Raw genomic sequence first — 23,982 nt, 5'->3', positions numbered from 1 at the left:
CTGGGCGGCCGTGCCCTGAGATGGGCGGCATTGCGCCTGGGCGACACGGTGCACGACGGCACCGTGCGGGACGGCACTGAGGAGGGAATCGCATGGTGGACGTGGTTGTGGTGGGGGCGGGTCCAACTGGCCTGATGCTGGCCGGCGAGCTGACCTTGGCGGGGGTCGATGTCGTGATCGTGGAGCGCCGGCCCACGGCGGAGCTGGTGGGTTCGCGTGCGGGCGGGTTCCACGCGCGCACGATCGAGATCCTCGACCAGCGCGGCATCGCCGACCGGTTCCTCGCGGAGGGGACGAAGCACCAGGTGCCGTTCTCGGGGAGGTTGCTGCTGGACATCAGCGACTTCCCGACCCGTCACCCCTACACGCTCGGGTTGTGGCAGAACCACATCGAACGGATCCTGGCCGGCTGGGTCGACGAGCTGGGAGTGCCGATCCGTCGCGGGCTCGAGGTGGCTGGTTGCGTCCAGGACGACGATGGCGTCGTGGTTCGGCTTGTTGGCGGCGAGGAGCTGCGCGCCAAGTACGTCGTCGGCGCCGATGGCGGGCGCAGCCCCATCCGCAAGGCGGCCGGGATCGACTTCCCCGGGTGGGAGGCGACCACGAGCGCCATGATCGCCGAGGTCGAGGTGACCGAGGAGCTGCCGGTCGGCATCAAGTTCGACGCCGCCGGCCTGCACGGACTGAGCTTCATGGAGGACGGCCGGACCGTGCGCGTGGTCTCCAGCGAGCCGGAGCTCGGGATCACCACGGAGCCCACGCTGGCCGACCTCAGCGAGAACCTGACCTCGGTCTACGGCACCGATTTGGGGGTGCACCACCCGACCTGGATCTCGCGGTTCAGCGACGCAACCCGTCAGGCGGCGGCATACCGCAGCGGGCGGGTGCTGCTCGCCGGTGATGCCGCGCACATCCACTCACCCGCCGGCGGCCAGGGGATAGGACTGGGCATCCAGGACGCGGCGAACCTAGGCTGGAAGCTCGCCCAGGTGGTCCACGGCGTGTCCTCGGAGAGCCTGCTGGACAGCTACCACGCAGAGCGGCACCCAGCCGGAGCCAGAGCCTTGGAGTACTCGAAGGCGACGAGCGCACTCCAGCGCCAGGACGCGCGGATCGCCTCGGTGCGCGACCTCTTGGACGAGCTGGTCGCCATGGACGAGCCACGCAGGCACCTGGTCGGCCTCATCTCGGGTCTCACCGTCCACTACGACCTGGGCGAAGGGCACCCGCTGCTCGGCCGGCGGATGCCTGACCTCGACCTGCAGACTGGTGACGGCGAAATGACGGCCTACTCCCTGCTGCACGCGGCTCGCCCGGTGCTGGTCAACTTCGGGACCCCTGGCAGCGTCACCGAGGGGCCCTGGGCGGACCGGGTGCAGCTGGTGGATGCCTCCTACGACGGCGTCTGGGAGCTCCCCGTGGTGGGCCCGGTCGACCCTCCGGTGGCGGTGCTGGTCAGACCTGACGGCCACGTCGCCTGGGTGGGAGACGGGACCCCGGCGGGGCTGGAGGAGGCACTGACCACCTGGTTCGGGACCCCCGACGCCACGGAGCGACGTGTCACGAAGGAACCGACCGGCGACGCCTGACGACAGGTCGGAAGCGGACGGCCGTTCCGTCGAAAAACGACGGGGAGCATTTCGGGCATCCCTCTTGCCGCGGCCCGGGCACCGGAGCAGTGTTGACGATGACGGTAGCGCCGTCGGGGCGCTGCCCCGAGCAGAGGAGTTTCGTCGTGTATGCACGCACCACCACCGTCCAGGCAGAACCCTCCAAGATCGACGACGGCATCGCCAACGTCCGGGACGAGGTCACTCCCGTGATCACCGGAATCGATGGCTGTGTCGGGATGTCGATGCTCGCGGACCGCGCGTCCGGCCGTTGCATCGCTACGTCGTCCTGGGAGTCCGAGGCTGCACTGCGGGACAGCGCCGACAGGGTGCGCCCCTTGCGGGATGGAGCCGAGCGAGCCCTGGGCGCCAGCACCAGCACCGTTGACACCTGGGAGGTGGCCGTCGTCCACCGTGACCACGCCATGCCCGACGGTGCCTGCGCCCGGGTCACCTGGTTGAGCGGCATGGCCGACAACGGCGACCGTGCCGCAGACGTCTTCCGGATGGCCGTCCTCCCCAAGGTCCAGGAGCTCGACGGCTTCTGCAGCGCCAGCCTGCTCATCAGCCGCGAGACCGGCCGCGCGGTGAGCACCGTCACCTTCGAGCGGCGCGAACAGGTCGAGGCCAGCCGCGACGCCGCTACTGGGATCCGCGAAGCCGCCAGCAGGGACATCGGAGCGACCATCGACGAAGTCGCAGAGCTGGAGGTGGCGTTCGCTCACCTCCACCTGCCCGAGATGGCGTGACACCGACGGCCTGAATCGCGCCGCGCCGAGGCTCCCACCTTCGAAGACCGTCGACGGTGGGAGCCGATCCGGCGTCTGCTGCTCCCGCGGGAGTAGGCCCGGTGTCGCCCCTCGGAGGATGCCTCGGTCCGTTCGCCGCGGGACGGTGGAGAGGTCCGCAGATCCACCGAGGAGCGACGATGACCAGCCAGACCGACCACACCACCACCACAGCGCCCACCAACCGATCCACCGCGCAGTTCCGGTTCGGGCTGGTCGCGATGCCGCGCCCGGGACTGGACTGGCTCGAGCTCTCGCGCCGCGTGGAGGCGCTGGGCTTCGACAGCCTGCTGGTGCCCGACAACCTCGACGCCGTGGCCCCGGTGGTCGCGAATGCAGCCTCCGCGGCCGTGACCGAGCGCCTCAGCGTGGGCCCCTACGTCATCGCCACGCCCTTGCGCAGCCCCGGGCACGTCGCCGCGGATGCCGCTGCGCTGCACCAGCTTTCGGGCGGTCGCGTCGAGATGGGTCTGGGCGCGGGCCGTCCCGACTCGAAGGCCGAGGCGGAGCGGCTCGGGATCCCGTTCGGCACGCCCACAGAGCGGATGTCGCACCTGGAGCAGACCATCACCGCCGTCCGCGCCCGCACCCCCGCAGTGCGGGTCACGGTGGCAGCCTCCGGGCCGAAGATGCTGGCCCTCGCCGGGCGCACGGCCGATGTGGTCGCGCTCGGCGCCTCACCCTTCGCGGACGAGGCGGAGGTCGCCCGGATGGGCCGGGTCGTCACCGACGCTGCGGCCGAGGCCGGCAGGCAGGTCGTCCTCAACACCAACCTCAGCGCCGTCGGCGACGACATCCCGGCCTGGCTGGAGGAGCGGATGGGCCTGACCGTCGACAAGCTGCTCGCCACCGGGGCCGCGAGCTACCTCCCCGGGAGCCCGGCCGAGATGGCCGAGACCCTCCAGCGACGTCGCGCGGTCACCGGGGTCTCCTACGTCTGCGCCGGTGTCGACAACGCCGATCGGCTGGCTCCCGTCGTCGAGCTGCTCAAGGGCCGTTGAGCCCCAGGAGCACCACTCGACCCAAGGCAAAGGTATGCCGCGTGCGGACCTCCGCACGCGGCATACCTTGCTGCTGTTGGCTTGTGGTGACCTCGGGGGACGCCTCAGGCGTTGGCCACCAACCCGAGCTCGCTCGTGCTGGCCAGACCGGCGTGCTTGGGCAGCACCCGGACCGTGTAGCCGAAGGACCCGGTGCGAGCCAGCGCGAGGTCGCCCGCGAACTGGTGTCGACCACCCTCGTAGGACTCGACGAACTGCAGGGGCTCGCTCAACACGTCGCGCAGCTCGTCGGAGTCGCGTGCCGTGCCGTAGACGACCTGGACGTCGACCTCGTCAGGCGTGAGGTCGGCGAGGGAGACGTAGGCGCGGACGTGCAGCGTCTCGCCGATCTGCGGGCTGTCACCGACACCCGAGGACTCCACGTGGTCGACGTGCACGCTCGGCCACGCCGCCTTGACCTTGGTCTTGTAGGCGGCGAGGTCGCGGGCGCCCTCGAACGTCGCACCGTTGAGCGACCACCCGGCCCGGGCAGCCGGTCCGTAGAGCTGGGTCGTGTAGTCGCGCACCATCCGGCTGGCCAGGACCTTGGGCCCGAGCGTCGCCAGGGTGTGCGTGATCATCGAGATCCAGTTCTGCGGCAGTCCCTCGGCGTCGACGTCGTAGAACCGCGGGGCGACCGAGTTCTCGATGAGGTCGTAGAGCGCAGCGGCCTCGATGTCGTCACGGCGCTCGGCGTCCTCGACACCGTCAGCGGTCGGGATGGCCCAGCCGTTCTCGCCGTCGAACCACTCGTCCCACCACCCGTCGAGGATCGACAGGTTGAGGCCGCCGTTGAGAGCGGCCTTCATGCCGGACGTGCCGCACGCCTCGAACGGGCGCAGCGGGTTGTTGAGCCACACGTCGCAGCCCGGGTAGAGGTACTGCGCCATCGCGATGTCGTAGTTCGGGAGGAACACGATGCGGTGGCGGATCTCCGGGTCGTCGGCGAAGCGGACCATCTGCTGGATGAGCTGCTTGCCGGTCTCGTCGGCCGGGTGGGACTTGCCGGCGATGACGAGCTGGATCGGCCGCTTCTCGTCGAGGAGCAGCTTCTTGAGGCGGTCGGGGTCGCGGAGCATCAGGGTGAGCCGCTTGTAGGTCGGCACCCGGCGGGCGAACCCGATGGTCAGGACGTCGGGGTCGAGGATGTCGTCGACCCAGCCGAGCTCGGCCGGGCTGGCGCCACGCTTCTTCCACGACGACCTGGTGCGACGGCGGGCCTCCTTGACGAGCTGCTCGCGCATCTCGCGCTTGGTCGACCAGATCGCGTCGCGAGGCACCTCGCCGATGCGGTCCCACGCGTTGTGGCGCTCGATGTCGGTGGTGCCGAGGTGCTTGGCGGCGACCTCGTAGACCTTGCGGTCGACCCAGGTGCCGGCGTGAACACCGTTGGTGACACTCGTGATCGGGACCTCGTCGTCGTCGAAGCCCGGCCACAGCCCGTCGAACATCTCGCGGCTGACCACACCGTGCAGCTGCGACACGCCGTTCGCCCGCTGTCCGAGGCGCAGGCCCATCACGGCCATGTTGAACATGCCCGCCTGGCCGCCGGGGTAGTCCTCGGCGCCGAGGGTCAGCAGCCGGTCGATCGGCACGCCCTCGACGGCGAGGTCGCCGCCGAAGTGGCGGGTGATGAGGTCGGCCTCGAACCGGTCGATGCCGGCCGGCACGGGGGTGTGCGTGGTGAAGACGGTGGCGGCGCGGACGGCCTCCAGGGCCTCTTCGAAGGTGAGCCCCGCGGACTGGGTCAGCTCGTGGATCCGCTCGACGCCGAGGAACCCGGCGTGGCCTTCGTTGGTGTGGTAGACGTCCGGCGTCGGGGCGCCGGTCAGTCGCGACCAGAGACGGAGCGCACGGACACCACCGATGCCGAGCAGCATCTCCTGCTGGAGCCGCTGCTCGCCGCCGCCGCCGTAGAGGCGGTTGGTGATGTTGCGGGCGGCGTCGTCGTTGTCGGGGACGTCCGAGTCGAGGAGGAGCAGCGGCACGCGGCCGACCTGCGCCTTCCAGACGTGGGCGTGCAGCTCACGGCCGCCGGGCAGCGCCAGCGTGATGACGCACGGGGTGTCGTCCTCCTCGCGGAGCAGGCTGAGCGGCAGCCCGTCCGGGTCGAGCACCGGGTAGGTCTCCTGCTGCCAGCCATCACGGTTGAGGCTCTGCTTGAAGTAGCCGGTCTTGTAGAAGAGGCCGACACCGACGATCGGGACACCGAGGTCGGACGCCGTCTTCAGGTGGTCACCGGCGAGGATGCCGAGGCCCCCGGAGTACTGCGGCAGCACCTCCGTGATGCCGAACTCGGGGCTGAAGTAGCCGATCGCCTTGGGGGCGCCGCCTTCGACCTCGCCGGCCCACGCCTGGAACCACCGCGGCTCCGACTGGTACCGGTCCAGGTCCGCCTTGGCGGCCGAGACCGCAGAGACGAACTCCGAGTCGCCGGCAAGGTCGGAAAGCTCTTTCGGCGACAGCGTCGAGAGCAGGCGGACGGGGTCCTTGCGCACCTTGTCCCACCGCTGCGAATCGATCCGCTGGAACAGGTCGCGGGTGGGTGGGTGCCAGGACCACCGCAGGTTGCTGGCCAGGTCGCCGAGAGCGGCAATCGGCGCGGGCAGAACAGTACGGACGCTGAAGCGTCGGATCGCCTTCACGTGGGGCATCCTAAGGCCTGAACCTCAATCTGAATGACGCGTTCTTGCAGAACTTTCAAGAAATTGCATCACGCCGTCCATCTGTGCAGATGGGGAGGTGCGCGTCGCCCCAGACCGAGTAGCGTCGGGCCCGTGACAGCGACGCCACAGGCCACCACACCTGACACTCCTGACTCATCCGCCGCTCGACGCACCAGCCGAAGGTCATCGGGCGCGACCACTCCGACGAAGGCACCACCACAGCCTGCTCCGCAGACCGCCCCCGCGGCTCCGACGACGACTCCCCCCCAGGCCCCGATCGGCCGGATCCCGGTCCAGGACGTCAGCCCGGTCGTCGACGGAGGAGCCCGGCCGGCCAAGGCCGTCGTGGGTGAGCAGTTCACCGTCGGAGCCACCGTCTTCCGCGAGGGACACGACGCCGTCAACGCCTCCGTCGTCCTCGTGGCGCCGGACGGCTCGGAGCGGCTCACCGCGATGACGTCGGTCAACCCGGGCCTGAACACCTGGAGCGCCGTGGTCGAGCCGGACAGCGAGGGGTGGTGGACCTACCGCGTCGAGGGCTGGTCCGACCCGTACGGCACCTGGGACCACGACGCGACCATCAAGGTGACGGCCGAGGTCGACGCCGAGCTGATGCTCGAGGAGGGCGCCCTCGTGCTCGAGCGCGCCCTGTCCGAGGTCAGCCGCACCGCGGAGCAGCGGGCCGTCCTCGAGGACGCCGTCACCGCGCTGCGTGACACCCGCCGCCCGCCCTTGGCACGGCTGCACGCCGGCACCGACCCGTCCGTGCGGGCCGAGCTGGCCGCCCGCCCGCTGCGTGAGTACGTGAGCCCGTCCACGGCATACCCGTTGCTCGTGGAGCGTGAGCGTGCGCTGTATGGCGCGTGGTACGAGATCTTCCCCCGCTCCGAAGGCGCGGTGCAGGACCCCGAGACCGGGAAGTGGACGAGCGGCACGTTGCGTACCGCCGCCGAGCGGCTGCCCGCGATCGCTCGGATGGGCTTCGACGTCGTCTACCTGACGCCGATCCACCCGATCGGCACGACAGCGCGCAAGGGACCCAACAACACCCTCGGCGCCGGCCCCGACGACCCGGGCAGCCCCTATGCGATCGGCTCCCCCGACGGCGGCCACGACGCGATCCACCCCGACCTCGGCGACTTCGACGACTTCGACTACTTCGTCGCGCGGGCTGCCGAGCTCGACCTGGAGATCGCCATGGACATCGCGCTCCAGGCCTCCCCCGACCATCCCTACGTCAAGACGCACCCGGAGTGGTTCAAGCACCGTGCCGACGGCACGATCGCGTACGCCGAGAACCCGCCGAAGAAGTACCAGGACATCTACCCGCTCAACTTCGACAACGACCCGGTCGGGTCGTTCGCCGAGATGCGCCGGGTGATCCAGGTGTGGATCGACCACGGGGTCAAGATCTTCCGCGTCGACAACCCGCACACCAAGCCGGTCGAGTTCTGGCAGTGGATCATCGCCGACGTGGGCCGTGACCACCCCGACGTGATCTGGCTGGCCGAGGCGTTCACCAAACCGGCGATGATGCACTCGCTCGGCAAGGTCGGCTTCCAGCAGTCCTACACCTACTACACCTGGCGCAACCAGAAGTGGGAGCTCGAGGAGTACGTCGAGGAGCTCGCCGGCGACGCTGCGGCCTACATGCGCCCGTCGTTCTGGCCCACCACGCACGACATCCTCACGCCCTACATGCAGTTCGGCGGTCCCGCGGCGTGGAAGCTGCGAGCCGCGCTGGCGGCGACACTGGTGCCGACCTACGGGATCTACGCCGGCTACGAGCTGATCGAGCACGTGGCCCGGCCGGGCGCCGAGGAGCAGATCGACAACGAGAAGTACCAGTACAAGAACCGCCGCTGGGAGGACTACGAGCCCGGCGGGGTCAAGGAGGGCCAGTCACTGGCCGGCTACCTCACCAAGCTCAACGAGATCCGCCGCGACCACCCCACGCTGCACTGGCTTCGCAACATCACCTTCCACCACGTGGACGACGAGAACATCATGGCGTTCTCCAAGCGGCGGATCCTGGCCGACGGCACGGACGACACCATCATCGTCATCGCCAACCTCGACCCGCACAGCACGCGCGAGTCGACCGTGCACCTCGACATGCCTGCGCTCGGCCTCGACTACCACGACGGGATCGCCGCCCAGGACCTGATCACCGGGGGGTCGTGGCACTGGGGAGAGCACGTCTACGTCAGACTCGGACCCGAGACCGAGCCCGTCCACATCGTCGCAATCCGGAGGTTCTGATGCAGGGTCTCAACCTCAGCCAGCCGGGGCTCAAGCACGACCCGGAGTGGTTCAAGACCGCAGTGTTCTACGAAGTGCTGGTGCGCGCCTTCGGCGACTCCAACGCCGCCGGGTCGGGTGACTTCACCGGGCTGATCGGCCGGCTGGACTACCTCGCCTGGCTCGGCGTCGACTGCCTGTGGCTGCCGCCGTTCTACGCGTCGCCGTTGCGCGACGGTGGTTACGACATCGCCGACTACACCGCGGTGCTTCCCGAGTTCGGCACCCTGCCGGACTTCCAGGAGCTGGTGTCGCAGGCGCACGCCCGCGGCATCCGCGTCATCACCGACTTCGTGATGAACCACACGAGCGACCAGCACCCGTGGTTCCAGGCATCCCGCTCGGATCCCGAAGGGCCGTACGGCGACTTCTACGTCTGGTCCGACACCGACGACGCCTACTCCGACGCCCGGATCATCTTCATCGACACCGAGGTGTCCAACTGGACCTTCGACCCGGTGCGCCGGCAGTTCTTCTGGCACCGGTTCTTCGGCCACCAGCCCGACCTCAACTTCGAGAACCCCGCTGTCCACGAGGCGATGTTCGACGTCGTCCGGTTCTGGATGGACATGGGTATCGACGGCTTCCGGCTCGACGCGGTCCCCTACCTCTACGAGGAGGAGGGCCACAACTGCGAGAACCACCCGAAGACGCACGAGTTCCTGGCCAAGCTGCGCGCCATGGTGGACGCCGAGTACCCCGGGCGGATCCTGCTCGCCGAGGCCAACCAGCCACCGGCCGACGTGGTCGACTACTTCGGCACCGAAGAGGCGCCCGAGTGCCAGATGTGCTTCCACTTCCCGGTGATGCCGATGCTCTACTACTCGCTGCGCGAGGAGAAGGCGGCGCCGATCGTCGACGTCTTCGCCGAGACTCCGGACAAGCCGCCGGGCACCCAGTGGGGCACCTTCCTGCGCAACCACGACGAGCTCACCCTCGAGATGGTCACGCCGGAACAGCGCGCCGCGATGTACGGCTGGTACGCCCCTGACCCCCGGATGCGGGCCAACGTCGGCATCCGGCGGCGGCTGTCGCCGCTGCTCGACAACAGCCGGGCCGAGATCGAGCTGATCCACGCGCTGCTGCTCTCGCTGCCCGGATCACCGTGCCTCTACTACGGCGACGAGATCGGCATGGGCGACAACATCTGGCTCAACGACCGTGATGCCGTGCGCACCCCGATGCAGTGGACGCCGGACCGCAACGCCGGGTTCTCGTCCGCCGACCCGGGCAAGCTCTACCTGCCCGTCGTGTCGTCCCTCGTCTACCACTACAACAACGTCAACGTCGAAGCCCAGATGGCCAGCAGCTCCTCGCTGCTGCACTGGGTGCGGGCGATGCTCCAGATCCGCAAGCGGCACCCGGTGTTCGGGCTCGGCGACTTCGAGATCTGCCCCTCGGACAACGAGGCGGTGCTGTCCTACCTGCGCGTCACCTGGGACCAGGACGGCGGCGGCGATGCCGAGGCGGTGCTGTGCGTCAACAACCTCGCCAGCCGTCCGCAAGCCACGGTGATCCGCGTCCCTGACGAGTTCCGGGGCGCCAACCTCGAGGATCTCTTTGGCGGACAAGGGTTCCCGAAGATCTCGGACGACGGCACCATCACCCTGACCCTCGGCTCCCGTGACTTCTTCTGGCTCCGACTGGTGCCAGGTGCAGCGCATGGCTGAGATCCACGACACCGCCACGATCTCCCCGACCAAGCTCGAGCTCATCGGTCCGTGGATGGCGCGCCAGCGGTGGTATGCCGCGAAGGGCCGGCTCCCGGTGCTGCGCAAGGTCTGGTCGTGGCGGCTCGACGACCCGGCCGGAGCGGTGGGCATCGAGACGCTGCTCGTCGTCGACGAGGGCGGCCCCGAGCCGGTGCTCTACCAGGTCCCGCTCACCTACCGCGGCGCGCCGCTCGATGGCGGCCAGCACGCGCTCGTGGGCACCATGGAGCACAGCGTGCTGGGCAAGCGCTGGGTCTACGACGGCACCCACGACCCGGTCTATGCCGCCCAGCTGCTCGCCCTGGTCCTCGAGCAGGCCGCCCCCCAGGCGGGCAGCGCCTCCGACACCCCTGAGCCGGCCGTCGTGTCCAAACGACACCCGTCGTGGACGTCCGAGACCCTGCTCAAGTCCGCCAAGGTGCTGTCCGGCGAGCAGTCCAACACCTCGATCATCTTCGACTGCACCGACGGCGATGGTGTGCCGAAGCCGTTGATCTGCAAGGTTTTCCGCACCCTGCAGGCCGGCGAGAACCCCGATGTCACGGTGCAGGGGGCGCTGTCCGAGGCGGGCTCGACGCGCGTGCCCACCATGGTCGGCACGGTCAGCGCCACCTGGCCGAGCGTCGCGGACGCTGACGAGCCGGCATACGGGCACCTGGCGTTCGCACAGGAGTTCTTCCCCGGCACCGAAGATGCCTGGCGGGTCGCGCTGCGCGCGGTCGCCGCCCACGAGGACTTCGACGAGTCGGCCCGCCAGCTCGGCGCGGCCACCGCGGAGGTGCACGCCCGCCTGGCGGAGGTGCTCCCCACCGAGCCCGTGTCCCCCGAGGCGATCGCCGGTGTCGCGGCAGGGATGCGCGCGCGGTACATCGCGGCTGCCTCCGAGGTCCCGGCACTCGCGGCCTACGAGCACCGGATCGCCGATGTGGTCGACCGCGCCGTGAACGCGAGCTGGCCTGCGCTGCAACGTATCCATGGCGACTACCACCTGGGCCAAGTGCTCAAGGTGGCCGAGCGGGGCTGGGTGCTGCTCGACTTCGAGGGCGAGCCGCTGCGTCCGCTCGCCGAACGCAGCCTGCCCGACCTCGCCGTGCGCGACATCGCCGGCATGCTGCGCTCGTTCGACTACGCCGCGGGTTCGTGGGAGCAGTCCCATCCCGGCGGCAGCGCCCGTGACTGGGCGCAGGGCGCCCAGGAGGCCTTCCTCGACGGGTACGCCGCGCAGTGCGGTCGCGACCCGCGCGAGGACGCCGCGCTACTCATTGCCTTCCAGCTGGACAAGGCCCTCTACGAGGTCGTGTACGAGGCCCGCAACCGGCCGACCTGGCTGACCATTCCCACGGCTGCCGTGGTCCGACTGCTCGACGACGCGAGGAAAGACCTGACATGAGCCCACGGTTCGGCAAGAAGAAGCAGAAGTCGGAGCCGTCTGCTGCTACGACGCCCGACGAGGCCTCGGCACCCGAGGTCGCCCCGGAGGCGACACCGGTCGAGGACGTGGCGGAGCCGGCGCAGCCCGATGATGGTGCCGCGCCGACGGCCACCGAGGACGCGGAGCCGACGCCCGCGGATGACGGCGCCGAGCAGACGCCCGCTGTTGACGTGGCCGACCTGACGGCCTCGGATGCCGCAGTCGAGCCGACCTCCGCCGAGGACGCCACTGAGGACGCCGCTGAGTCGACGTCGGCTACCGATGCACCGGCCGCCGAAGCCCCCGCCACGCGCACCTGGTTCGGCCTCCCCGACCCGGAGGCCGCTACTGATGCGGAGCAACCGGCTGCGCCCGCGACCCGCGTCGCGGCTCGCGCTGCTGCCCGGCCGGTCACCGAGCCCCCCGTCGACCGCGACCCGGAGCCGGTGCCCGCACCCACGACGCCCGCCGAGGCGATCCGCGCCCTGGCCGACGGCCGGCACCAGCAGCCGCACGACCTGCTCGGCCACCACCTCGAGGCGGACGGCCTGATCGTGCGCGCCTACCGGCCGTTCGCGTCCGTGGTGGCGGTGCGGTTCCAGGACGGCGAGCGGATCGAGCTGACCCACGAGAGCGACGGCGTCTGGGGTGGCCTGCGCGTCGGTGCCACCGAGACCCAGGACTACCGCCTCATCGTCGCCTACGCCGACGGCATCGAGCACGAGATGGACGACCCTTACCGGTTCGCCCCCACGCTCGGGCCGATCGACCTGCACCTCATCGGTGAGGGCCGGCACGAGGAGCTGTGGACCGTCCTCGGCGCCCACGTCCGCGAGTACCCGGGCCCGATGGGCACCGTGGTCGGCACGTCCTTCGCTGTGTGGGCACCACGCGCCCAGGCCGTACACGTGGCTGGCGACTTCAACGGCTGGGACACCCGCAGCCACTCCATGCGACTGCTCGGCGAGTCCGGGGTCTGGGAGCTGTTCATCCCGGGCGTCGGCGACGGCACCCTCTACAAGTTCCTCGTGCGGGGGGCCGACGGGAAGGTCCGCGAGAAGGCCGACCCGATGGCCCGTGCCACCGAGCTGCCCCCCGGTCGCGCCTCGTCGGTCGTGCAGTCGCGCTACCGCTGGGACGACGACGAGTGGATGACCACGCGGGCCCAGAGCGACCCGCACACGGCCCCCATGAGCGTCTACGAGCTGCACCTCGGGTCCTGGCGCCGCGACCACAGCTACGTGGACCTCGCGGAGCACCTGGTCAACTACGTGGCCGACCTGGGCTTCACGCACGTCGAGCTGATGCCGGTCATGGAGCACCCGTACCCGCCGTCATGGGGCTACCACGTGACGAGCTACTACGCCCCGAGCGCACGGTTCGGTCGTCCTGACGAGTTCCGCTACCTCGTGGACCGGCTGCACCAGGCCGGGATCGGCGTGATCCTCGACTGGGTGCCCGGCCACTTCGCCACCGACCCCTGGGCGCTGGCGCGGTTCGACGGGCTGCCGCTCTACGAGCACGCCGACCCGCGCAAGGGCTGGCACCCCGAGTGGGGTTCCTACATCTTCGACTTCGGCCGGATGCAGGTGCGCAACTTCCTCGTGGCCAACGCGGTCTACTGGATGGAGGAGTTCCACATAGACGGCCTCCGGGTCGACGGCGTCGCCTCGATGCTCTACCTCGACTACGCCCGCAAGGACGGCGAGTGGATCCCCAACATCCACGGCGGCCGCGAGAACCTCGAGGCGGTGGGCCTGCTCCAGGAGGCCAACGCCACGGCATACAAGCGGGTGCCCGGGATCGTCACGATCGCCGAGGAGTCCACGTCCTGGCCGGGCGTCACCAAGCCGACCAGCACGGGTGGGCTCGGCTTCGGGCTGAAGTGGAACATGGGCTGGATGAACGACTCCTTGAAGTACCTCAAGGAGGACCCGATCCACCGGCAGTACCACCACCACCTGCTGACCTTCTCGCTCATGTACGCGTTCAGCGAGAACTACCTTCTCCCGATCAGCCACGACGAGGTCGTGCACGGCAAGGGGTCGCTGCTGCGCAAGGTCCCCGGCAGCCGTTACGACCAGCTGGCGACGGTGCGTGCCTTCCTCGCCTACATCTGGAGCCACCCCGGCAAGCAGCTGCTCTTCATGGGCACCGAGTTCGCCCAGGAGGCCGAGTGGGCCGACGGCCGAGGGCTCGACTGGTGGCTGCTCGACCACGCCGCGCACTACCGCGTGCACAACCTGGTCAAGGAGCTCAACCGGGTCTACCGCGGCAACGAGGCGCTCTGGGCGCTGGACTCCGACCCTGCCGGCTTCGAGTGGCTCAACGCGGATGACAACTCGTGGAACACCTACTCCTACCTGCGATTCGGCACGCCGGACCGCCAGGGAGCCGTGGTTGCGGTGGTGGTCAACTTCGGTGGGCTCGCCCGTGACCCGATGCGGATCGGTGTTCCGCGAGCCGGTGACTGGAAGGTCATCCTCGACACGAGCGGATACGACGAGTTCGGCACCCCGAGCCAGGCGGAGGTCGTCGTCACGGCCCAGGACCAGGGCGCCGACGGCCAGCCCTACTCCGTCGAGGTTCGGGTGGCGGCCCTCACCGCGGTCTACCTCGCCCCCGTGGAGGACACTGCCGGGTGACCCACTTCTGGGGCTACCGGATCCCCGTGCTCGTGGTCCCGGTCGTCCTGGCGTATGCCGTGCTGGCGGCGTGGTGGGTCTGGCGCGGCCGCGCCCACCTCGTCGTCACCCTCGAGCGCGTCCTGCTCGGGGGTGCGGTGGCTTTCGCCACCGTGGTGACCATGTCGCCGCCGGGCGTCACCGACACCGGGGTCCTCGAACCCGACCGGTCGTGTGCCATCCACCCGGTGGCCCTGGGGCTCGCTGCAGTCACCGCTGACGACCAGCGCATCCTCAACGTGCTGCTGCTCGTGCCCGTCGGGGTTTTCGCCGCCCTCGTCGCCACTCGGCTGCGCCGTCCCGAGGGGCTGGCGGTCGTCGCCGTGGCGGCGGCGCTCCCCTTCGGCTACGAGGCCGGTCAGCAGGTTTTCCGGGGGCTGCAGCGAGCCTGCGACACCACCGACCTGGCCGACAACCTCACGGGAGTGCTGCTGGGGCTGGCTGCGGGGATCCTGCTCGTGGGACTGCGGTGGGCAGCACGGCGCGAAAGTGGAAGGGTGGCCCCATGAACGACCCGCGCGCAGGACAGCTCGCCCAGCCCTCCGACCTCGTCGACGTCGCCCACCTCGTCACGGCCTACTACACCTTGGTGCCGGACCCGGACGACATCGACCAACAGGTCGCCTTCGGCACGTCGGGCCACAGGGGGTCCAGCCTGAAGACGGCCTTCAACGAGGCCCACATCCTGGCGACAACCCAGGCCATCTGCGACTACCGCAGCTCTCAGGGCTACGACGGTCCGCTGTTCATCGGTCGTGACACCCATGGCCTCTCGGAACCGGCCTGGGCCTCGGCGCTCGAGGTGCTGGCAGCCAACGACGTGATCGTCCTGGTCGACGACCGCGACGGCTACACCCCCACACCCGCTGTCAGCCACGCGATCATCCGCGCCAACGAGGGCCGGACCAGCGGGTCGGTGCTCGCCGACGGGATCGTCGTCACCCCCTCCCACAACCCGCCCGCGGACGGTGGGTTCAAGTACAACCCGCCGCACGGAGGGCCCGCGGACAGCGATGCGACGAAGGTCATCGCTGCCCGCGCCAACGAGCTGATCGCCGATGGCCTCAAGGACGTCCGTCGCATCCCCTTCAGCCGGGCTCGCGCCCACGCACAGCCCTACGACTTCCTGGGTACCTACATCGACGACCTACCGAACGTCGTCGACCTGCAACGGATCAAGGACGCCGGCGTGCGGATCGGAGCAGACCCGCTGGGCGGCGCCGCGGTCCACTACTGGGGGGAGATCGCGGAGCGCCACGGCCTCGACCTCACCGTGGTCAACCCTCTCGTCGACCCGACCTGGCGGTTCATGACCCTGGACTGGGACGGCAAGATCCGGATGGACTGCTCCTCCCCCTACGCGATGGCGTCCCTCATCGAGCGCAAGGACGAGTACGACATCGCGACCGGCAACGACGCCGACTCCGACCGGCACGGCATCGTCACGCCGGACGGCGGGTTGATGAACCCCAACCACTTCCTCGCTGTGGCCATCCAGTACCTGTTCGGTGGCGCGCGCCCCGACTGGCCGGCCGATGCCGCCATCGGCAAGACGCTGGTGTCCTCCTCCATGATCGACCGGGTCGCTGCCGACATCGGCGGGCGGCGGCTCGTCGAGGTGCCGGTCGGGTTCAAGTGGTTCGTGCCCGGACTCATCGACGGGAGCTTCGGCTTCGGTGGCGAGGAGTCGGCCGGTGCGTCGTTCCTGCGCCGCGACGGGAAGGCCTGGACCACCGACAAGGACGGCATCATCCTGGCGCTGCTCGCCTCCGAGATCCTCGCCGTGACCGGCCAGAGCCCCAGCCAGCACTACAGCGAGCTGACCGAGAAGCACGGCGACCCGGCCTACGCACGCATCGACGCCGCGGCCACCCGCGACCAGAAGGCCAAGCTCGCCGCCCTCTCCCCCGGTGACGTGGCTGCCGACTCGTTGGCCGGTGAGCCGATCACGGCCAAGCTGACCGAGGCGCCCGGCAACGGGGCAGCCATCGGCGGTCTCAAGGTGACGACCGAGAGCGCGTGGTTTGCCGCCCGTCCGTCGGGGACCGAGGACGTCTACAAGATCTACGCGGAGTCGTTCAAGGGCGCCGAGCACCTCGCCCAGGTGCAGGCCGAGGCCAAGGACGTCGTCGGAGCGGCCCTCGGCGGCTGACCGAGGCGGCTGACCGGGGCGGATAAATTCGGAGGCATCCTCCGGAACAAACCGGAGGGACGCTCCGTTGACCAAGACATGACGCCCACGAACCCGCCACACACGCCCGGGCCTCGCACGTTGCCTCGCATGGGCAGCTCGCGTCCCAACATTGCCACACTCGACCAGCTCCGCGGCCTGCGTCGCCCCCGGCTCATGCAGCCCGAGGCACGCCGACACCAGATCGAACAGGAGTGCCGGGCCTGTTGAGGCTCCCGCACCCCGCATGACCCGACGGGCCCCGCCAGACTGGCGGGGCCCGTTCATCGTGCGTCCAGCAGGCGACTGACCTTCAGTCGGCCGTGAGGGCGGGCGCCGGCCCGCTCACGACGGTCTCGTCGACAGCAGAGCTGCCAGTGCCGAGCCGGGACTGCTCGTCCTTGACCCACATCTTGGTCAGGCCGCCGAAGTGGCCTTCGAACTTGTCCCACTCGTGCTGGGGATAGGTCGTCTGGATGGTGTCGGTCAGCAGGCTGCGGAAGTCGGGTGAGTCCACCCACTCGAGCACCATGTCGTCGATGTTCGGGAGCGCCACCTCACAGAACTCGCGGTAGTGGTCGGTGTCGAAGTGGGCATCGGCCAGCCCCTGGTACGCCCCGAGCTTCGCGCCGTAGTCGAGCGCCGCGTCGTCGGCGATCTCGAACCACGGCCCGGTGTCGACCTGGGTGCGCGCCTTGCGTCCGGTGGCCACGCAGAACACCGACCACTTGAGCAGCGCCTTCATCGCCCACGGGAAGTAGTAGTGCAGCGAGGTGACAGCCACGTCCGGGCAGGCGTTCGCGTAGTCGATCGGGTAGACCACGCCGTCCTTCACGAGCATCTCGCAGGAGTTGAACTCCCACCGGAAGAACGCGTTCACCGTCTGGGCGATGGTGACCGCCTCGGTGCCCACGCCTTCGCCGAGGAAGCCGTGCTGGACGGCATACCTGTTGTGCATCGGCTCGTCGGGCTGGAACTTCATCACCATCGTCTCGGGCCCGATCGTCAGCGCGCGCGCAAACACCTCGAAGTCCGCTACCGACGCCTGCAGGTGCATCAGCATCTCGCCGGAGTCGTCGTAGGCGCTGTGCAGGTCGTCGACGTTCTTGACCTGTGACACGCCGCGCCAGCCGCCACCGTCGAACGGCTTCATGAACAGCGGGTAGCCGATCTGCTCGGCGATCGCGTCGAGGTCGAACTCCTTGTTGTAGCGGGCCGCCGTGAAGGCCCAGCGCGCGTTGTCGATGGGGTTCTTGTAGGGCACCAGGACGGTCTCGGGGACGTTCATCCCCAGGCGCAGCAGGGCACAGTAGGCGGAGTGCTTCTCCATGGACTGGAAGGTGAACGGACTGTTGAGCAGGTAGACGTCATCCATCAGGGCGGCCTTCTTGAGCCACTCCCGCGGGTGGTAGTACCAGTAGGCCAGTCGGTCGATCACCAGGTCCTGCCGCGGTTTGTCCCGCAGGTTGAACGGCTCGATCGTCATGCGTTCGGTGTTGATCTGGTGGCTCGAGCCGTCGGGGCCGGTCAGGACGCCCAGCCGCCCGGCGAGCGTCTCGAACGCGCGCGGCCAGTCACCCTCCGCGCCCAGCAACAGTCCGATGAGGTGTTCCTGCGTCTTTGCCATGCACCCATCCTGTCGGCTCAGGGGGCGCGCTTACTACCCCCTCCCCCCAACATCTGGGACAGCTGTCAGAACAGCGCGCTCATCAGCGCCGTGCGCGCCTTGCGCACCCGCTCGTCGTGCGACCCGACCACCGCGAACAGCTGCAGCAGGTGGTTCTTGGCCTGCTCCCGCTCCTCACCAGCAGTGGCCCGGACCAGGTCGAGAAGCCGCAGGAACGCGTCCTCCACGTGACCACCGAGGACGTCGAGGTCCGCGACGAGCCCCTGGGCGGCGACGTCGGTCGGGTGCTCGGCCGCCGCTGCGCGGGCCGCCTGCAGGTCCGCACCGTCGGTGCGCTGCATCAGGCCCACCTGGGCAAGCCCGAGCTCGGCGTCCGCGTCCGCAGGGTTCTGCTTCAACGCCTGCTGGTATGCCGTGGCGGCACCATCGAGGTCGCCCCGCTCGATGGCGTCGTAGGCCTCTTGGTGCAGCGGGGGGAGCTGCTCCTCGACCTCTTCGCCTTCGGGGGCGGCGCCCGCCCCGGCGATGTCCACGCGCCCGGTCACGCCGTGCTGCACCGCCAGGCCGAGGAACTCGTCGAGCACCGGACGCAGGGCGGTGTCGGGCTGGATGCCCGCGAACATGGGCACCGGCTGGCCCTGGATGAGGCCTATTGTCACCGGGACGCTCTGGACCTGGAAGGCGCGCAGCAGCGTCGGGTTCTCCTCGACGTTGACGCTGACGACCTGGAACCGACCCTCGTAGCTGCCTGCGACCGCGACGACCGTGTCGAGGTAGTCGAGCGACTCGGGGATCTGGGCCGCCCACAGGACCAACAGCATCGGCACACCGACCGAGGCGTTCGCGATCTCCTGGAAGTTGGTGTCGGTCCCCTCGACGACCACGCCGGTGCGCCCGGCCACTCCGGCACCCGCAGCCGCGCCACCGGCCGCCCCTGCGGCGGACCCTCCGGCAGCGGCAGACGGTGCGCCCGACGGGGGCTGGCTCCGCAACGCGGTCAGGTCGATGGCGCCCCGCAGGCCACCCGTGGTCAACGGCCGATCACTCATGCGGCGATTGTCCCTTACTTGCCCTGGGCCGAGAACAGCACCTCGTCGACGGCGACGACCTGGGCCTTGCCCTCGACCGGCACGGTGAAGACGACGGTCTCGTAGGACTTGAGCTCGGCGCTCTTGGTCAGCGTCTTCTTGCGGACCAGCCGCTGGAAGTCGGCGCTGGGCGTGAGCGACTTTCCGCCGGGGCGCAGCGTGATCGTGTCGGTGCGTTCGAGCAGCCCGAAGACGAGGGCTCCGCCACCCCGCAGCGAGATGGCGACGGTGTTGTCCGGCTCGACCGTGTGCGCCTGCGTGAGGGTCGCGAGCTTGCCGAAGGTCTTGGCCTGCTCGGCCGCGTGCCCGCGGATCGCTGTCGCGAACGGCTCAGCGGGGTCGACATCGGTGGTGGCGACCGGCTTGGGGTAGGCGAGGCTCGCGGCATACTCCTTGAGCAGGTCGGCAGGCTGCACCGCGAGCTTGGCACCGGGGGCAACCAGCGGCGAACCGGTGCTCAGCGAGTCGAGAGCGGCCACCGTGGCACCCGGCTGCATCGGCGCGGCCGCGCTGAGCCGGTAGGGCGTCTTGGCATCGGGCGAGACCAGCAGGTTGAGCACCGCACCGTTCTCAGCGGTGCTGGTCTGGACGAGGATCAGCCGCGGCCAGCCCGTGCCACGCGAGACCCCGAGGACCTTGGGTGGCTCCGCGCGCGTCAGGGGTGCCGTGGGGGCGGGTGCATCGGTCTCGAGCCGGCTGGCGGCATTGGCAACGGCGAGCGCACTGCCGGTGAGCGCCTCGGTCCGGAGCGCCTCGGCGTCTGCGGGCTTGGCCGCACTGGCCTCGGCGGCCTGGGCGAGGACCCGGGTGGCGATGGTCTCGGCAGTATCGGCGGAGATCGGCGCGGTGGTCGTGACCTGGCTGGGTGCGTCGTGGATGCCCGCGAGTCCGGCCCCGGCGCCACACCCGGCGAGGGCGAGGCTGAGGGCACCGACGAGCGCGATGCGGGTGGTCGAGCGGCTCATGCGGACACCTCCTGGGTGGGTTCGTCGGTATCTGGCTGGTCGACGGGCGCCTTGTCCGGCCGGTCTGCCGACGCCTCGTCCGGCCCGTCGTCCGGCCCGTCGGCGGGAACCAGCGCCGGACCCCGGGTCGGGTGTCGCCAGCTCTGCCAGAGCCCAGCGGCCCCGGCCACCGTGGCCAGCAGTCCCACCAGCGTCGCGAGGAGCGCCTGGAAGAACCAGGTGGGTCGCGCGATGGTGACCCGGAGTGACGTCAGGTCGACCGGCTTGCCGTCCGGTGCGGCGATGACGACCGACTCGGGGGCACCGCTCTGGTCGACCGTGATGCGCACCCGGCCGTCGCCGGACGCGGTCTGGCGCCAGATGTCGGCGCTCGCCAGGTTCGGGGCAGTCCCTGCACCGGACCGCGACTGCACCAGGCTCCAGTCCCGGATGTGGGCGCCCGTGACCGACGTGCGGTCGGCGCCCCCCACGATGGCCTCTGCATCGGTGGGCGTGGTGCGACCCATCCAGATCTTCGTGCCGGGGGCAGCCACGGCGGTGATGCTCACCGGACGGTCGACCCGGTTGAGCACGGAGGGCTCGATGACGACGACCGCGTCGCTGGCAGGAGTGGACCTGAGCACGGCGCTGCCGGACGACCCGAGGTGGACGGTGAACCAGGCTCCGACGAGCAGGAGCACGAGTCCGATCACGGTCAGCGCGGCGAGGAGCGCGCGTTTGGCCACAATCGACACAGTAGAAATCCTTACGTGAGTGGGCCGGCACACGGGCGTACCCCGCAGCCGGCAATCACACCACCATGACCCAGGTTGGTCCACCACGACAAATCCCCACCCCCTGAAATCGTGCGGTCAGTGGCATGATCGCCGGGATGACCTCACGTTCACGGCAGGGCCGAAGTCGCCGCCCCGGTCGCCCCCGCGAGGAGGCCACTGAGCAGGCGATCACCGCTGCGGCACGGCAGGTGCTCGCCGACAAGGGCGTTGCTCGGATGTCGATGGAGCACGTGGCCGCCAAGGCCGGTGTGGCCAAGAGCACGCTCTACCGGCGCTGGCCGTCGAAGATCGAGCTCGCTGTGCATGCCGTGGCCGCGAGCTTCGACGAGATCGAGATCGGCGACCAGGGCTCGTTGGAGGCGGACATGCGCGCCGGCATCGGCGAGGCGGCGCGGCTGCTGCGCGACCCCTCCACCGGCGGTGCGTATGCCGCGTTGCTGGCCGAGTCGGCCCGTGACCCCGGGGGCGTCGGCCTGCGCGTGCGGGAGTCCCTGTCGACCCGGTTGCACGCGCTGGTCGCCACCTCCGTGCAGCGTGCCATCGACCGGGGCGAGATCCGCCAGGACATGATCGACGTCGACCTGCTCGCCGACGTCGTGGTCGGGTCCGTCATGCACCGGGCGCTGGCGACGGGTGTGCCCGACGAGGCCTTCATCGACGGGCTCATCGGCCTGCTGGCCGACGTCGCCTATGCCCGGCTCCGCCGCGAGCAGCGCGAGGCCGACGACCCGGTCTAGAAGCGGGCCGGCTCGCGGTAGACGCCCCACTCGTCCCGCAACGCGTCGCAGATCTCCCCCAGCGTCGCCTCGGCGCGCGCAGCGTCGAGCATGGCCGGGACCATGTTCCCGCTGGTCCGGGCAACCTCGACCATGTGCTGCACGGCGGCGCGCACGGCGTCCTCGTCGCGGCCCGACTTGCGCGTCTTGAGGGCGGCCACCTGGTCGGTCTCGACCTCGTGGCTGACCCGCAGGATCTCGAGCTGGTGGGTGACCGAGGCGGTGTGGCAGTTGACGCCCACGACCTTCTTGTCACCCTTCTCCAGCGACACCTGGTACTGGAACGCCGCCTCGGCGATCTCGGACATGAACCAGCCGTCCTCGATGCCGCGCAGGATGCCTGAGGTCATCGGGCCGACCGCGTGGTCGACACCGCCCTCGGCGTTGCGGGGCTTGCCGAGCTCGCCCATCGCCCTGATCTTGTCGAAGATCGCCTCGGCCTCGGCCTCGATCTTGTCGGTGAGGGCCTCGACGTACCAGCTGCCGCCGAGGGGGTCCGCGACGTTGACGACGCCGGTCTCCTCCATGAGCACCTGCTGGGTGCGCAGCGCGATCTCGGCGGCCTGCTCACTGGGCAGCGCGAGGGTCTCGTCGAGGGCGTTGGTGTGCAACGAGTTGGTGCCACCGAGGACGGCCGCGAGCGCCTCGACGGCGGTGCGGACCACGTTGTTGTAGGGCTGCTGGGCAGTCAGGGAGACTCCGGCGGTCTGGGTGTGGAACCGCAGCCACTGGGCCTTGTCGGTCTTCGCGCCGTAGGTGTCGCGCAGCCAGCGGGCCCAGATGCGACGGGCCGCGCGGAACTTGGCGATCTCCTCGAAGAAGTCGAGGTGGCTGTCGAAGAAGAACGACAGACCAGGTGCGAACTTCTCGATGTCGAGGCCGCGCGACAGGCCCAGCTCGACGTAGCCGAAACCGTCAGCGAGGGTGAACGCGAGCTCCTGCGCAGCCGTCGAACCGGCCTCGCGGATGTGGTAGCCCGAGACCGATAGCGGCTTGTAGTCAGGGATGTTCTCGGCGCAGTACTCCATCAGGTCGCCGATCAGGCGCAGGTGCGGCTCGGGAGCGAACAGCCACTCCTTCTGGGCGATGTACTCCTTGAAGATGTCGGTCTGCAGCGTGCCGTTGAGGACGCCGAGGTCGACCCCCTGGCGCTCGGAGGCGACGAGGTACATGCAGAACACCGGGACGGCCGGGCCGCTGATCGTCATCGACGTGGTGATGTCCTCGAGCGGCAGCTCGTTGAACAGCACCTCCATGTCGGCAGCGGAGTCGATCGCGACGCCACAGTGGCCGACCTCGCCCAGGGCCATCGGGTCGTCCGAGTCGCGCCCCATCAGGGTGGGCATGTCGAAGGCCACCGAGAGACCGCCGCCCCCGCGCTCGAGGATCATCTTGTAGCGCTCGTTGGTCTGCACCGCGTTGCCGAAGCCGGCGAACTGCCGGATCGTCCAGGTGCGGCCGCGATAACCGGTCGGGTAGAGGCCACGCGTGAAGGGGTACTCCCCCGGCCAGCCGATCCGCTCTGGCACCTCGGAGCCGTCGGTCGGCCCGTAGACGGGCTCCACCGGCATCTGCGAGAGCGTGGTGAAGTCGGCGTCCCGCACCTGGCCCTTCGCCTGGGCCGCGTCGTAGCGGGCCTGCCAGCGCGCAGCGCCGTCGCTCGTCGCGGGGGTGGTGGGTGCAGGGTTCTCGGGCATGCCTGCCAATTTACTAGGACGTCCTAGTAAATGTCACGCCAGCCTCCCTCCGGCCCCGGCCCGGGCGGTCAGGTTGGAAGCGAAACTTCCGGATATCCGGAAGTTTCGCTTCCAACAGGGCGAGCAAGGGTGGGTATGCCGGGTGGCTGGGTCAGGCGTCGAAGTCAGCAGCGCCGACCCGCACCTTGCGCAGCAGGTCGAAGAGCTGCTCGTGCTCGGCGGCGGTCAGCATGCCCAGCCCGAACTTGTGCTGCACCAGGTCGGCGGTCGCGGCTTCCATTGCTGCGCGTCCGGCCGGGGTGATGACCGCGAGGGTGCCGCGGCCGTCGTCGGGGTTGGGCACCCGCTCGACGAAGCCCTGGGCGTCGAGCCGCTGGATGATGTTGGTGGCGCTCGTGGGGTGGACCATCAGCCGCTGGCCGATCTTGCTCATGCCCAGCCTGCCGTCACGGCTGAACGCGAGCAGCACCAGCGCCTCGTAGCGGGCGAAGGTGAGGCCGTGCCTGCCGACCAGCGCGTCATAGTCGGTGATGAGGAGCTGCTGGACCCGCATGATCGACGTCGCGCTGGCCATCGCCAACGGCTGGGAGGTGCGCCCCCAGCGCCTGGTCCACAGCTGCGCCGCGCGCGTGATCGGGTCGAACGGCAGGCGAATCGGCTTCGGCACGCGC

The 23,982-nt window shown here is 69.8% G+C and carries 17 protein-coding genes; 10 read left to right on the top strand and 7 right to left on the bottom strand.

Going from position 1 to position 23,982, the window contains the following annotated elements; genetic code table 11:
• Positions 1 to 92: 92 nt before the first annotated feature.
• The 3 genes from EAH86_RS02130 (at position 93) to EAH86_RS02120 (ending at position 3,399) form a co-directional block, all read left to right on the top strand.
• The gene (locus tag EAH86_RS02130) at positions 93 to 1,589 is read left to right on the top strand and encodes an FAD-dependent monooxygenase (RefSeq protein ID WP_140736964.1); all 1,497 of its coding nucleotides are present in this window, start codon (positions 93 to 95) and stop codon (positions 1,587 to 1,589) included.
• 146 nt (positions 1,590 to 1,735) lie between these two features.
• Entirely contained in the window at positions 1,736 to 2,359 is a 624-nt protein-coding gene (locus EAH86_RS02125) for an antibiotic biosynthesis monooxygenase (protein WP_206665701.1), read from the top strand.
• Between the two features lie 179 nt (positions 2,360 to 2,538).
• Positions 2,539 to 3,399 (top strand): LLM class flavin-dependent oxidoreductase, encoded by an 861-nt coding sequence (locus tag EAH86_RS02120; RefSeq protein WP_140736962.1) that lies wholly within the window; start codon positions 2,539 to 2,541, stop codon positions 3,397 to 3,399.
• A 104-nt stretch (positions 3,400 to 3,503) separates the two neighbouring features.
• Here the strand turns inward: EAH86_RS02120 and glgP are convergent, their stop codons facing one another.
• Positions 3,504 to 6,083 (bottom strand): alpha-glucan family phosphorylase, encoded by a 2,580-nt coding sequence (gene glgP / locus EAH86_RS02115; protein ID WP_140736961.1) that lies wholly within the window; start codon positions 6,081 to 6,083, stop codon positions 3,504 to 3,506.
• 33 nt (positions 6,084 to 6,116) lie between these two features.
• On the opposite strand from glgP, the gene EAH86_RS02110 reads away from it, so the two are divergent.
• The 6 genes from EAH86_RS02110 to pgm all read left to right on the top strand — a co-directional run bounded on the left by EAH86_RS02110 (position 6,117) and on the right by pgm (position 16,364).
• The gene (locus EAH86_RS02110; protein WP_140736960.1) at positions 6,117 to 8,366 is read left to right on the top strand and encodes an alpha-1,4-glucan--maltose-1-phosphate maltosyltransferase; all 2,250 of its coding nucleotides are present in this window, start codon (positions 6,117 to 6,119) and stop codon (positions 8,364 to 8,366) included.
• On the top strand, positions 8,366 to 10,075 hold the full coding sequence (gene treS / locus EAH86_RS02105) for a maltose alpha-D-glucosyltransferase (RefSeq protein ID WP_140736959.1): 1,710 nt from the start codon (positions 8,366 to 8,368) through the stop codon (positions 10,073 to 10,075). The genes EAH86_RS02110 and treS overlap by 1 nt, the downstream gene beginning before the upstream one ends.
• Positions 10,068 to 11,507: a maltokinase N-terminal cap-like domain-containing protein gene (locus EAH86_RS02100; RefSeq protein WP_140736958.1), complete on the top strand. Its 1,440-nt coding sequence runs from the start codon at positions 10,068 to 10,070 to the stop codon at positions 11,505 to 11,507. Before treS ends, EAH86_RS02100 begins: the two co-directional genes overlap by 8 nt.
• Before the next feature lie 467 nt (positions 11,508 to 11,974).
• The gene (glgB, locus tag EAH86_RS02095) at positions 11,975 to 14,173 is read left to right on the top strand and encodes a 1,4-alpha-glucan branching protein GlgB (protein WP_140737479.1); all 2,199 of its coding nucleotides are present in this window, start codon (positions 11,975 to 11,977) and stop codon (positions 14,171 to 14,173) included.
• Entirely contained in the window at positions 14,170 to 14,721 is a 552-nt protein-coding gene (locus EAH86_RS02090; RefSeq protein WP_140736957.1) for a VanZ family protein, read from the top strand. The genes glgB and EAH86_RS02090 overlap by 4 nt, the downstream gene beginning before the upstream one ends.
• A complete protein-coding gene (gene pgm / locus EAH86_RS02085) occupies positions 14,718 to 16,364 on the top strand; it encodes a phosphoglucomutase (alpha-D-glucose-1,6-bisphosphate-dependent) (RefSeq protein ID WP_140736956.1) in 1,647 nt (548 codons plus the stop codon). Before EAH86_RS02090 ends, pgm begins: the two co-directional genes overlap by 4 nt.
• A 331-nt stretch (positions 16,365 to 16,695) precedes the next feature.
• Here the strand turns inward: pgm and EAH86_RS02080 are convergent, their stop codons facing one another.
• From EAH86_RS02080 to EAH86_RS02065, 4 genes are all read right to left on the bottom strand, one after another.
• Positions 16,696 to 18,009 (bottom strand): ATP-grasp domain-containing protein, encoded by a 1,314-nt coding sequence (locus tag EAH86_RS02080; protein ID WP_140736955.1) that lies wholly within the window; start codon positions 18,007 to 18,009, stop codon positions 16,696 to 16,698.
• Positions 18,010 to 18,074: 65 nt separating this feature from the next.
• A complete protein-coding gene (locus tag EAH86_RS02075) occupies positions 18,075 to 19,058 on the bottom strand; it encodes a tetratricopeptide repeat protein (RefSeq protein ID WP_140736954.1) in 984 nt (327 codons plus the stop codon).
• A 14-nt stretch (positions 19,059 to 19,072) separates the two neighbouring features.
• Positions 19,073 to 20,062 (bottom strand): hypothetical protein, encoded by a 990-nt coding sequence (locus EAH86_RS02070; protein WP_140736953.1) that lies wholly within the window; start codon positions 20,060 to 20,062, stop codon positions 19,073 to 19,075.
• Positions 20,059 to 20,796, bottom strand: a complete 738-nt coding sequence (locus EAH86_RS02065; RefSeq protein ID WP_161988546.1) for a hypothetical protein — start codon at positions 20,794 to 20,796, stop codon at positions 20,059 to 20,061. The genes EAH86_RS02070 and EAH86_RS02065 overlap by 4 nt, the downstream gene beginning before the upstream one ends.
• 137 nt (positions 20,797 to 20,933) lie before the next feature.
• Between EAH86_RS02065 and EAH86_RS02060 the strand changes: the two genes are divergently transcribed.
• Positions 20,934 to 21,575: a TetR/AcrR family transcriptional regulator gene (locus tag EAH86_RS02060; RefSeq protein WP_161988545.1), complete on the top strand. Its 642-nt coding sequence runs from the start codon at positions 20,934 to 20,936 to the stop codon at positions 21,573 to 21,575.
• Here EAH86_RS02060 and EAH86_RS02055 read toward each other — a convergent pair.
• Together EAH86_RS02055 and EAH86_RS02050 are read right to left on the bottom strand one after the other, a co-directional pair.
• Positions 21,572 to 23,311, bottom strand: coding sequence for an acyl-CoA mutase large subunit family protein (locus EAH86_RS02055; protein ID WP_140736950.1), 1,740 nt, complete (start codon positions 23,309 to 23,311; stop codon positions 21,572 to 21,574). The two genes, EAH86_RS02060 and EAH86_RS02055, sit on opposite strands and share 4 nt — an antisense overlap.
• Positions 23,312 to 23,462: 151 nt before the next feature.
• Entirely contained in the window at positions 23,463 to 23,978 is a 516-nt protein-coding gene (locus EAH86_RS02050) for a MarR family winged helix-turn-helix transcriptional regulator (protein WP_140736949.1), read from the bottom strand.
• Positions 23,979 to 23,982: the final 4 nt, after the last annotated feature.

The sequence above is a fragment of the Pedococcus bigeumensis genome (assembly GCF_006438965.1).
Lineage (GTDB): Bacteria > Actinomycetota > Actinomycetes > Actinomycetales > Dermatophilaceae > Pedococcus > Pedococcus bigeumensis_A.
The sequence above is the reverse complement of the archived record's forward strand: the minus strand, read 5'-3'. Positions and strand labels throughout refer to the sequence as shown.

Coding starts and splice junctions, on each gene's coding strand:
- EAH86_RS02130 (WP_140736964.1), top strand. CDS start 93: ATGGTGGACGTGGTTGTGGTGGGGGCGGGTCCAACTGGCCTGATGCTG.
- EAH86_RS02120 (WP_140736962.1), top strand. CDS start 2,539: ATGACCAGCCAGACCGACCACACCACCACCACAGCGCCCACCAACCGA.
- EAH86_RS02110 (WP_140736960.1), top strand. CDS start 6,117: ATGACGCGTTCTTGCAGAACTTTCAAGAAATTGCATCACGCCGTCCAT.
- treS (WP_140736959.1), top strand. CDS start 8,366: ATGCAGGGTCTCAACCTCAGCCAGCCGGGGCTCAAGCACGACCCGGAG.
- EAH86_RS02100 (WP_140736958.1), top strand. CDS start 10,068: ATGGCTGAGATCCACGACACCGCCACGATCTCCCCGACCAAGCTCGAG.
- pgm (WP_140736956.1), top strand. CDS start 14,718: ATGAACGACCCGCGCGCAGGACAGCTCGCCCAGCCCTCCGACCTCGTC.
- EAH86_RS02080 (WP_140736955.1), bottom strand. CDS start 18,009: ATGGCAAAGACGCAGGAACACCTCATCGGACTGTTGCTGGGCGCGGAG.
- EAH86_RS02075 (WP_140736954.1), bottom strand. CDS start 19,058: ATGAGTGATCGGCCGTTGACCACGGGTGGCCTGCGGGGCGCCATCGAC.
- EAH86_RS02070 (WP_140736953.1), bottom strand. CDS start 20,062: ATGAGCCGCTCGACCACCCGCATCGCGCTCGTCGGTGCCCTCAGCCTC.
- EAH86_RS02060 (WP_161988545.1), top strand. CDS start 20,934: ATGACCTCACGTTCACGGCAGGGCCGAAGTCGCCGCCCCGGTCGCCCC.
- EAH86_RS02055 (WP_140736950.1), bottom strand. CDS start 23,311: ATGCCCGAGAACCCTGCACCCACCACCCCCGCGACGAGCGACGGCGCT.